Here is a 9,546-nt window from a genome sequence, read left to right on the forward strand (position 1 = left end):
GCGATGGGGTTCAGGAGCGACCTGGTGCTGCGGATCGACGGCGCGCAGCCGCTCTCCGCCGCCCCCTTCCACGCGTTGCAGACGCTCTGCGACCGGGCCGAGGACGATCCCGCCGCCGGTCCGGTGACGATCCACGTCTCCGGCGTGCCGGGCGACGGATGGACGACCGACCTGAGCGTCGGCCTGGTGTCCAAGTGGGAACGGGCGCTTCGCCGGCTGGAGCGGCTCATCGTGCCCACGGTGGCGATGGTGTCCGGCGACTGCGGCGGGCACGCCCTGGACGCCCTGCTGGCCACCGACTTCCGGATCGCCACCCCCGAAGCCCGGCTGCTGGTCACCGTGGACGGCGACGCCACCTGGCCGGGCATGTCCCTCTACCGGCTGGCCCGGCAGGCCGGCGCGGGCCGGATCCGCCGTGCGGCGCTGCTCGGCGTCCCGATCGAGATGACCGAGGCGCTCTCGCTGCGCCTGGTCGACGAGGTCGTCGACGACCCCGATGCCGCACTCGCCGCGCTGGCGGAGCGAACCGGCGCCGTCGCCGGCAAGGAACTGGCGATCCGGCGACAGCTCCTCTTCGACGCGTCGAGGACGAGCTTCGAGGACGCCCTCGGGCCCCACCTCGCCGCCTGCGATCGCGCTCTCCGCCGGGGAGCCGGATCGTGACCTCAGCCGTCGTGACCGTGCCCGGAGCAATGCGCGCCGGCCTGGGCCCGGCCCGGGTCGGGCTGGCCGAGGCGGCGCAGCGGGTCGGGGACCTGCTCGCCGGGATGCCGGAACCGGGTTCACGTTCACCGGCCCAGCGGGCCGAGGCGGCCGCGGCGCACGCCGGGGCGCGTGCGCTGCGGGTCCGTTTCATGGCGGCGCACGCGGACGAGGTGTACGACGAACTCACCGATGCCCGCGCCAACCACCTGCGGCTGGCGGAACTCGTCGAGGCCGCCGCGCGGTCCTTTCCGGGACTGGTCCCCTCCGCGGCGCAACTCGCGGCGGAGCGGTCCCGGGCACAGGCCGACAAGGAAGGACACGAGATCGACCAGGGCATCTTCCTGCGTGCGATCCTGTCCTCCGGGCAGGCCGGTCCGCATCTGATGAACGCCATGCTCCGGCCGACGGCCCGGGCACTACGGCTGCTTCCCGAATTCGTCCGCACCGGCCGGCTGGAGATGGAAGCGGTCCGCCTGGAACGGCGGGACGGGGTGGCCCGGTTGACCATGTGCCGGGACGACTGCCTGAACGCCGAGGACGAGCGCCAGGTCGACGACATGGAGACGGCCGTCGACCTGGCGTTACTCGACCCGGCCGTACGGGTGGGGCTGGTCCGGGGCGGGCAGATGAGCCATCCCCGCTTCCGGGGCAGGCGGGTGTTCAGCGCCGGCATCAATCTGAAGAAGCTCAGTGCCGGCGGCATCTCCCTGGTCGACTTCCTGCTCCGCCGCGAACTCGGTTACCTCCACAAGCTCATGCGTGGGATCCACCAGGAGGATCCCGAGCGCTGGCACTCGCCGTTCGTGGAGAAGCCGTGGGTCGCCGCCGTGGACACGTTCGCGATCGGCGGCGGCACCCAGATGTTGCTGGTCTTCGACCACGTGCTCGCGGCCTCGGACGCCTACTTCAGCCTTCCCGCCGCGAAGGAGGGGATCATTCCGGGGGTCGCCAACCTCCGCCTGCCCCGGGTCGTCGGCGCCCGGCTGTCCCGGCAGGTGATTCTCTCCGGACGCCGGATCTGGGCGAAGGAACCCGAGGCGCGTCTGCTCGCCGACGAGGTGGTCGAGCCGGAGGAACTGGACGCGGCCGTCGAGCGCAGCCTGGAGCGGCTGACCGGCGACGCCGTCGTCGCGAACCGCCGGATGCTCAACCGTGCGGAGGAGTCGCCGGACGAGTTCCGCGGCTATCTCGCCGAGTTCGCGCTCCAGCAGGCGCTGCGGATCTACGGCGCGGATGTGATCGACAAAGTAGGCCGATTCGGAGGAAGTGCGACATGATCGGCGACGCCACCCGGGTGCGGTACGAGAAGCGGGATCACGTCGCCTACATCACGCTCGATCGACCCGAAGTGCTCAACGCGATGGACCTACGGATGCACGAGGAACTCGGAGCGATCTGGGACGACGTCGAGAGCGACGACGACGTACGGGTTGCCATCCTGGCCGGCGCGGGGGAGCGTGCCTTCTCCGTCGGCCAGGACCTCAAGGAAAGATCACGGCTTGACGCGGCGGACACCGACACTCCGAAGTCCACGTTCGGCAGCCGTGGCCTGCCGGGCTGGCCACGGCTCACCGAGCGGTTCACCCTGTCCAAGCCGGTGATCGCGCGAGTCGACGGGTACGCGCTCGGCGGTGGTTTCGAACTGGCCCTGGCCTGTGACCTGATCATCGCCTCCGATCGATCGGTGTTCGCGCTGCCCGAGGTCCGGCTCGGGCTCATTCCCGGTGCCGGTGGCGCGTTCCGGCTGGCTCGGCAGCTTCCACAGAAGGTCGCGATGGGCTATCTGTTGACCGGGCGATGGATCGACGCGGCAACGGCGCTCTGGTTCGGGCTCGTCAACGAGGTCGTACCGCCGAACCGGCTGGACCAGTGCGTCGGAGACTGGACCAAGGATCTGATCGAGGGCGCGCCGCTGTCGGTCCGGGCGATAAAGGAGGCGGTGCTCCGGTCGGTCGACATGCCGCTCCAGCAGGCGTTCACCGCGACGTACCGCTGGGAGGAACGGCGCCGGCGCAGCCGCGACGCGGTCGAAGGGGTCAAGGCGTTCATGGAAAAACGGCCGCCGGTGTGGTCCGGACGCTGAGTCGGGCGGACCGGGTGGGTGCGGAGGAGTTCTGATGGCGGTCGCGCGGATCAACGGGATCAACCTGGGCTACGACGACTACGGCACGGGAGAACCCATCGTCATGGTCACCGGAACCGGTGCCCCCGGGCGGATGTGGCGAACCCACGTCCCCGCGCTGAGGGCCGGCGGATTCCGGGTGGTCACGATGGACAACCGGGGGATTCCTCCCACCGATCTCTGTCCCGAGGGCTTCACCCTCGACGACATGGCGGCGGACGTCGCCGGTCTCATCGAGTTCCTCGGCCTCGCGCCGTGCCGCGTCGTGGGGTTCTCGCTGGGCGCCGTCATCGTCCAGGAGTTGCTGATCGCGAGGCCCGAACTGGTCCGCCAGGCGGTCCTGATCGCGACGGCCGGCAGAACCGACGCCCTGACCGCCGCCCTGGCAGCGGCCGACCTCGAACTCTGCGACAGCGGAATGAAGCTCCCCCCACGTTACGCGGCGGTCGTCGCGGCCATGCAGAACCTGTCACCGCGGACGCTCAACAACACGACCGAACTCAACGACTGGCTGGACATCTTCGAACTCTCGCCGGTCGACCTGTCCGCCATCCGTACCCAGTTGGGTCTCCAGTTGATTCCCGACCGCAGGCCGCACTACGGAGGGATCCGCTGCCCGTGCCTCGTGATCGGCTTCGGGGACGACCTGATCACCCGGCCGCATCTGTGCCGGGAGGTCGCGGACAGCATCCCGGGCGCGGTCTACCAGGAGATCGAGGGCTGCGGTCACTTCGGGTACCTGGAGCGGCCGGCGGCGGTGGACGCCGCCATCGTCGGCTTCTTCGCCGGCACCGGCACCGGCACCGGCAGTTAGGGGCCGTGGCCCTGGTCGCCCCGGCGGCTGGGGCCGGCCCGCTACCGGTGCCGGGCCGGGATCTGCTCGGTCCTGGAGGCCAGGAGGTGGATTCGGCTCGTCACGGTGGGAAAGGTGACGCTGATCGTCAGGCCACCCTCGGGTCTCGCGGTGGTGTCGACGGTGGCGTCGTGGGCGTCGGCAACCGCCCGCACGATCGACAACCCCAGGCCGAGCCCGTCGGCCTTCGCGGCGCGGGTGGTGTCGAGCCGCCGAAACGGCTGGAAGAGTTCGTCGATCACATCCGGGTGCACCAGCGGGCCGGTGTTCGACACGGTGAGCGTCGCCTGGCCGTCCACGATCCCGGAGCTCACCTCGACCCAGCCACCAGGGACGTTGTACTTGAGCGCGTTGTCCACCAGATTCGCCACCAGGCGTTCGGTGAGGTTGCGATGGCCGGCCATCAGCGCCGGGTAGATGGCCGCCCGCAACTGCACGCCCCGGTAGTCCGCCTCGGCCTGCCGGGTCTGGACCACCTCGTGGGTCGGTTGTGCCAGATCGAACGGCTCGCGGACCTCGATGCCCACATGTCCCCGAGTCAGGGTGAGCAGTGCCTCGATCAGCCGTTCCTGGTAGGCATTCGCCACGAGGATGCGCTCGTGCGCCTCCCGTAGCGAGGCAGCGGTCGCGCCGGGATCGGAGAGCGCGACCTGACCGAGCACCCGCTGCCGGGCCAGCGGCGTACGCAGCTCGTGCGAGGCGTTCGCGACGAACTGGCGCTGGGCCCGGAACGAGGCCTCGAGCCGTTCCAGGAGGCTGTCGAACGTGTCACCGAGTTCCTTGAGTTCGTCCTGCGGCCCGTCGAGGGCGAGCCGCCGGTGCAGGTTCGTCGCCGAGATGTCCCGAGCGGTGCTCGTGATGGTTCTGAGCGGGCGCAGTATGCGGCCGGCGACGATCCAGCCCAGCACGATGGAGACCCCCGACATGAGCGCCAGCGCGATACCGGAGTTGACCAGGAGTTCGCGCATCACCCTGCCCAACTGCTCAGACAGGGCGCTTCCCGGCTGGACCTGGGCCTGTCCGCCGGGACCCTGCTCGGCGCCGCCGAGTGGTGGCACCGCCGGCTGACCGTCCTGCGGCGACGTGACGACATCGCTGCTGGACGGGACGTCGCCCGGACCGGGAGGGCTGACGGCCCGGAGTACCAGGATGTAGGTGACGGCCAGCAGCAGGGCACCGGAGACCAGGAACAGGCCCCCGTACAGGAGCGTGATCCGCAGCCGCACCGTACGGTGGGGCAGACGCGCCTGGGCCATCCTGCCGGCGAGCCGCGGAAATACCGACATCACATCCTCAAATCCGGTAGCCGCGCTTGGCCACCGTCTCGATGACCGGAGGATCGCCCAGCTTCGTACGGAGCCGGCTGATCGTGATCTTGACGGCGTTGGTGAACGGGTCGGCGGCCTCGTCCCACACCCGTTCCAGCAACTCCTCGGCGGAAACGGCCCGACCCTTGGACGCGAGGAGCAGTTCGAGGACGCCGAACTCCTTGGGCGCGAGCTCCAGCGGGCGACCGCCCCGGCTCGACGTACGCCGGGCGCTGTCGACGACGAGATCCCCGTGCCGGAGCAGCGGCGGCACCGCCGGATGTGCCCGCCGGGCCAGTGCGCCGATCCGGGCCACCAGCGCGGGAAAGTCGAACGGTTTCGGTAGGTAGTCGTCCGCGCCGAGGTTCAACCCGTCGACCAGGTCGTCCGTCGTCGCCGCGGCCGTGAGCATCAGGATCCGACTGCGGCAGCGGGCCGAGATCAGCTCCGCGCACACCGCGTCGCCGTGCATCCCGGGCAGATCCCGGTCCAGCACGATCACGTCGTAGTTGTTGTACAGCGCCCGCTCGAGCCCGGCTCGCCCGTCGAAGGCCACGTCGACGGCCATCTGCGCCCGCCGGAGACCCGTGGCCACGGCCAGCGCCATCTCCTCATCGTCCTCCACCACGAGCACCCGCACCCGTCGCCCCTTCCCTCACGTCCACACTTGACAACCCCAGCTTGACAACCTCCACCCATCATGTTCCACCCCGGGTTTCGGGAGAGTATCGCCGGCCGGCGGCGTGGCGCGGCCGGCCGCCGGAGTCCGCACCGGATCCGCACTCCGTAAATATGCGGAAAGTGGTCCACGGAATAGCGTCCAACTGTCTGAAGGATAGAGGTTGGACAGTCTTACTCAAGACAACATCTTGTCGGTATCCGGGTCCCCGATTACCGTTTTCAAGGTCGTGGATAGACAACCTTGGGGAGTGGTCATGGGTAACCCGTTCGACGACGAGAACGGCTCCTTCTTCGTACTTGTCAACGATGAGGGCCAGCATTCGCTGTGGCCTGCCTTTGCCGACGTTCCGGCCGGATGGACGACGGCGTTCGGCGCCGATGCCCGTCAGGCCTGCTTGGACTACGTCGAGAAGAACTGGACGGATATGCGCCCAAAGAGCCTGATCGAGGAGATGCAGAAGGCCGAAGTCGCCAGATAACGGACCTGACGAGCCTAGGACAGGAGGTATCTGTGCCATGACAATTGGCGCGGGGCCCATGCCGTTACGTGGTCCGGGTCCTGATCTGTCGGTGACCCGACAGCAGATCAAGGCGGGTACGGCGAAGCGAATTCTGCCGTACACGAGGCCGTACCGTCGCAGCATTGCCCTTCTACTGGCTGTTACCACACTCAACGCCGCAATAACAGTGGCCACACCTGTACTTCTGAAGTACCTCATTGACAACGGCGTTGTGGTGGGCGACGGTGCGGTCGTCCTTGGGATCTCGATTGCTGTCGTCGGCCTGGCTCTGCTATCGACCATCCTGGGACTCGGCGAAGCCTGGTTCTCGGCCCGTTTCGCCGAGGGACTGGTCTATCACCTCCGGACCACGGTGTTCGATCACGTCCAGCGTCAGTCGCTGGCGTTCTTCACCCGCGCGCAGACCGGAGCACTGGTCAGCAGGCTCAACACCGACGTGGTCGCCGCCCAGCAGGCGGTTGCCTCGCTGTTGTCCACGGTCGTCTCGGCCGCACTGACCCTGTTGTTCGTGCTTATCGCCATGTTCTACCTGTCCTGGGTGATCACTTTGGTCTCCCTGGTGGTGCTTCCCCTGTTCATCCTGCCCGGACGGATCATCGGACGTCGGCTGCAGCGGCTCACCCGCGAGGTGATGCAGACCAACGCCGAGATGGGCTCGATGATGAACGAGCGATTCAACGTGACCGGAGCCCTGCTGGCCAAGCTCTACGGACGGCCGAGCAGCGAAATGAGGCTGTTCTCCCGGCTGGCCGGCAAGGCCCGGGACGTCAGCGTGCTGACCGTCGTACACGGCAGGATCCTGTTCCTCTCGATGATCCTGCTCAGCGCGCTGGCGACGGCCGTGGTGTACGGCCTCGGCGGCGGTCTCGTCATCCAGGGCGTCTTCCAGATCGGCACGCTCGTGGCGCTCACCGCGCTGCTCACCCGGCTGTTCGCGCCGATAAGCATGCTGTCCAGCGCCCAGGCGAACGTGCTGACCGCACTGGTCAGCTTCGACCGGCTGTTCGAGGTCCTCGACCTCAAGCCGCTGATCGCGGAGAAGCCCGACGCGCGAGAGCTGCCGCCCACCGCGCGGTCCGGCGCCGACCAGGCGCCGGAGATCAGGTTCGACCAGGTGTCGTTCCACTACCCGAGGGCGAGCGACGTCTCACTCGCGTCGCTCGAATCGATCGCCTGGCCCATGCGCGAGCGGGCCGTCGACACGTGGATCCTGCGCGACCTGAGCTTCACCGTGCCGGCCGGCAAACTCACCGCGCTCGTCGGGCCCTCCGGGGCAGGCAAGACGACCATCACCCATCTGGTGCCCCGGCTCTACGATCCCACCGAGGGAACCGTGCAGATCGACGGTCACGACCTCCGTGACCTGACCCTGGATTCGCTGCGTCACAGCATCGGCATCGTCACCCAGGACGCGTATCTGTTCCACGCGACCATCCGGGAAAACCTCACCTACGCCCGGCCGGACGCGACCGAGCAGGACCTGATCGACGCCTGCAAGGCGGCACAGATCTGGAACCTGATGGAGTCGCTTCCCGACGGGTTCGACACCGTGGTCGGCGACCGTGGGTACCGGCTCTCCGGCGGCGAGAAGCAGCGCATCGCGATAGCGCGGCTGCTGCTCAAGGCTCCGTCGATCGTCGTACTGGACGAGGCGACCGCGCACCTCGACTCGGAGTCCGAGGCAGCGGTGCAACGGGCGCTGAAGACCGCGTTGGCCGGTCGGACGTCGCTGGTGATCGCCCATCGGCTCTCCACCGTGCGGGACGCCGACCAGATCCTGGTCATCGACAACGGACGGATCGAGGAACGCGGCACCCACGAGGAGCTGCTGGCACGCGACGGGCTCTATGCGGAGCTCTACCGTACCCAGTTCGCCGATCAGCCGTCCCGCAACGGTGACGGGCCGGTCCCCGAGCCGGTCGGTGCCTTCGGGCGAGGACCTCGCCTGCCGGGCGGCCCGGGGCCGGGCTTTCCCGGTGGCCCAGGGCCCGGCTTTCCCGGTGGCGCGGGGCCCGGCTTCCCGGGCGGACCGGGACCGGGTTACCCCGGTGGTCCCGGACCGGACTTTCCGGGAGGCCCGGGGCCAGGCCCGGGGCCGGGGATGATGCGCGGGGGACCGCCGCCCGGGCACGAATAGAGCCCAACTCTCCTCCCCACGGAAACAGAGACCGCAGCCTGACGTCCGCAGCAAGGGGAAACTTCATGACCGAGCCAGTCCCTGGTTCCCGCCGTGTGCCCGTGTCTGCTGTTCACCTGACCAGATGTGTGTCAGGTGAACATTGGAACGTCCGGTTCGTGGACCGCCCGGAACCTCTGATGCACCTGTACGCGTCCAGGGCGGAGGCGGTCGCGATCAGCGCGGCGTATCTGCACCGGGTGAGTGGTGTCCGCGACATCGTCGTCGAGGTGGCGGACACCACCACCCCGGTACGGATCACCGCGCTCCCGACGAACACGGTGGCCGAACTCGCTCGGCAGGCCGGCGGAGCGTTCGGGAACGGCGATGATCCGGCGGACACCCACGGATCCGTTCCCGACTGCGCGGTTGTCGAACCGGATGGAGCGGGTTCGGCCGGAGCGGGATCGGACGGAGCGGGATCGGCCGACCACGGGCGTGCCTTCTCGACGTTCGCCACGAATGCGTTCGCCGATCCGGCCGCCCGGCTGTGCGACATCGACACGCTCGGCGACGCGGAACGGTCGCTGGTCGTCGGGCGGTGGAACGACACGGCGGTGCGGGTTCCCGACCGGATGGTGCCGGAGTTGTTCGAGGCTCGGGTCGCGGCGTCACCGGACGTGGTCGCGGTGCGCTGCGGTGCAGATGTGCTGACCTACGCGGAGTTGGACGAGCGGGCGAACCGGCTCGCTCGGTACCTGGCTGGGGTGGGGGTGGGGGCGGAGTCGCGGGTGGGTTTGTGTCTGCCGCGTGGGGTGGACATGGTGGTCGGGTTGTTGGCGGTGTGGAAGGCCGGTGGCGCGTTCGTGCCGTTGGACCCGGCGTACCCCAGCGACCGGCTCGACTACATGGTCGCCGACAGTGACACCATTGTCCTGGTCGGCACCACCGACACGTTGTCGGGGTTGTCGACGGCGGGGGTACGACAGGTCCGTCTGGACGAGGTCACCGATCAGGTCGCCGGTGAGGTCGACGCCCTGTCGGTGGCTGTGTCGGGGCGATACGTGGCTCCGGACGGGTTGGCGTATGTGATCTACACGTCGGGTTCGACGGGGCGGCCCAAGGGGGTCGCGGTCGCGCATCGTGGGGTGCTGAACCTGGCCGAGGTGATGCGGCCGGTTCTGGGTGTGGACCAGGGTGTGGTGGCGTTGCAGTTCGCGTCGTTCAGCTTCGACGCCGCG

The 9,546-nt window shown here is 68.9% G+C and carries 9 protein-coding genes; 7 read left to right on the plus strand and 2 right to left on the minus strand.

Annotation, left to right across the window (positions count from 1 at the left end; genetic code table 11):
• Positions 1–3: 3 nt before the first annotated feature.
• From dpgB to ACFP2T_RS28700, 4 genes are read left to right on the plus strand one after another with little or no spacing between them, the layout of a single operon-like run.
• Entirely contained in the window at positions 4–663 is a 660-nt protein-coding gene (dpgB, locus tag ACFP2T_RS28685; protein ID WP_377426986.1) for an enoyl-CoA-hydratase DpgB, read from the plus strand.
• Positions 660–1,982, plus strand: a complete 1,323-nt coding sequence (gene dpgC / locus ACFP2T_RS28690; protein WP_377426989.1) for a (3,5-dihydroxyphenyl)acetyl-CoA 1,2-dioxygenase DpgC — start codon at positions 660–662, stop codon at positions 1,980–1,982. Before dpgB ends, dpgC begins: the two co-directional genes overlap by 4 nt.
• Positions 1,979–2,788, plus strand: coding sequence for an enoyl-CoA-hydratase DpgD (gene dpgD, locus ACFP2T_RS28695; protein ID WP_377426991.1), 810 nt, complete (start codon positions 1,979–1,981; stop codon positions 2,786–2,788). The genes dpgC and dpgD overlap by 4 nt, the downstream gene beginning before the upstream one ends.
• Positions 2,789–2,822: 34 nt before the next feature.
• Positions 2,823–3,641, plus strand: a complete 819-nt coding sequence (locus tag ACFP2T_RS28700) for an alpha/beta fold hydrolase (protein ID WP_377426993.1) — start codon at positions 2,823–2,825, stop codon at positions 3,639–3,641.
• A 41-nt stretch (positions 3,642–3,682) separates the two neighbouring features.
• Here ACFP2T_RS28700 and ACFP2T_RS28705 read toward each other — a convergent pair whose 3' ends face one another.
• Together ACFP2T_RS28705 and ACFP2T_RS28710 are read right to left on the minus strand one after the other, a co-directional pair.
• Entirely contained in the window at positions 3,683–4,966 is a 1,284-nt protein-coding gene (locus tag ACFP2T_RS28705) for a sensor histidine kinase (protein ID WP_377426995.1), read from the minus strand.
• 7 nt (positions 4,967–4,973) lie between these two features.
• Positions 4,974–5,627 (minus strand): response regulator transcription factor, encoded by a 654-nt coding sequence (locus ACFP2T_RS28710; RefSeq protein WP_377426997.1) that lies wholly within the window; start codon positions 5,625–5,627, stop codon positions 4,974–4,976.
• Positions 5,628–5,922: 295 nt separating this feature from the next.
• Between ACFP2T_RS28710 and ACFP2T_RS28715 the strand changes: the two genes are divergently transcribed.
• From ACFP2T_RS28715 to ACFP2T_RS28725, 3 genes are all read left to right on the plus strand, one after another.
• Entirely contained in the window at positions 5,923–6,147 is a 225-nt protein-coding gene (locus ACFP2T_RS28715) for an MbtH family protein (protein WP_377427000.1), read from the plus strand.
• 58 nt (positions 6,148–6,205) lie between these two features.
• Positions 6,206–8,326, plus strand: a complete 2,121-nt coding sequence (locus tag ACFP2T_RS28720; protein WP_377427003.1) for an ABC transporter ATP-binding protein — start codon at positions 6,206–6,208, stop codon at positions 8,324–8,326.
• Positions 8,327–8,505: 179 nt separating this feature from the next.
• Positions 8,506–9,546 (plus strand): AMP-binding protein (locus ACFP2T_RS28725; protein WP_377427005.1); only part of this gene is annotated, 1,041 nt, incomplete at its 3' end.

The sequence above is a fragment of the Plantactinospora solaniradicis genome, from assembly GCF_042658085.1.
Lineage (GTDB): Bacteria > Actinomycetota > Actinomycetes > Mycobacteriales > Micromonosporaceae > Plantactinospora > Plantactinospora solaniradicis.

What these genes read in the sequence shown, in the direction of transcription:
- dpgB (WP_377426986.1), top strand. Translation starts at nt 4, where the DNA reads ATGGGGTTCAGGAGCGACCTGGTGCTGCGGATCGACGGCGCGCAGCCG.
- dpgD (WP_377426991.1), top strand. Translation starts at nt 1,979, where the DNA reads ATGATCGGCGACGCCACCCGGGTGCGGTACGAGAAGCGGGATCACGTC.
- ACFP2T_RS28700 (WP_377426993.1), top strand. Translation starts at nt 2,823, where the DNA reads ATGGCGGTCGCGCGGATCAACGGGATCAACCTGGGCTACGACGACTAC.
- ACFP2T_RS28705 (WP_377426995.1), bottom strand. Translation starts at nt 4,966, where the DNA reads ATGTCGGTATTTCCGCGGCTCGCCGGCAGGATGGCCCAGGCGCGTCTG.
- ACFP2T_RS28715 (WP_377427000.1), top strand. Translation starts at nt 5,923, where the DNA reads ATGGGTAACCCGTTCGACGACGAGAACGGCTCCTTCTTCGTACTTGTC.
- ACFP2T_RS28720 (WP_377427003.1), top strand. Translation starts at nt 6,206, where the DNA reads ATGCCGTTACGTGGTCCGGGTCCTGATCTGTCGGTGACCCGACAGCAG.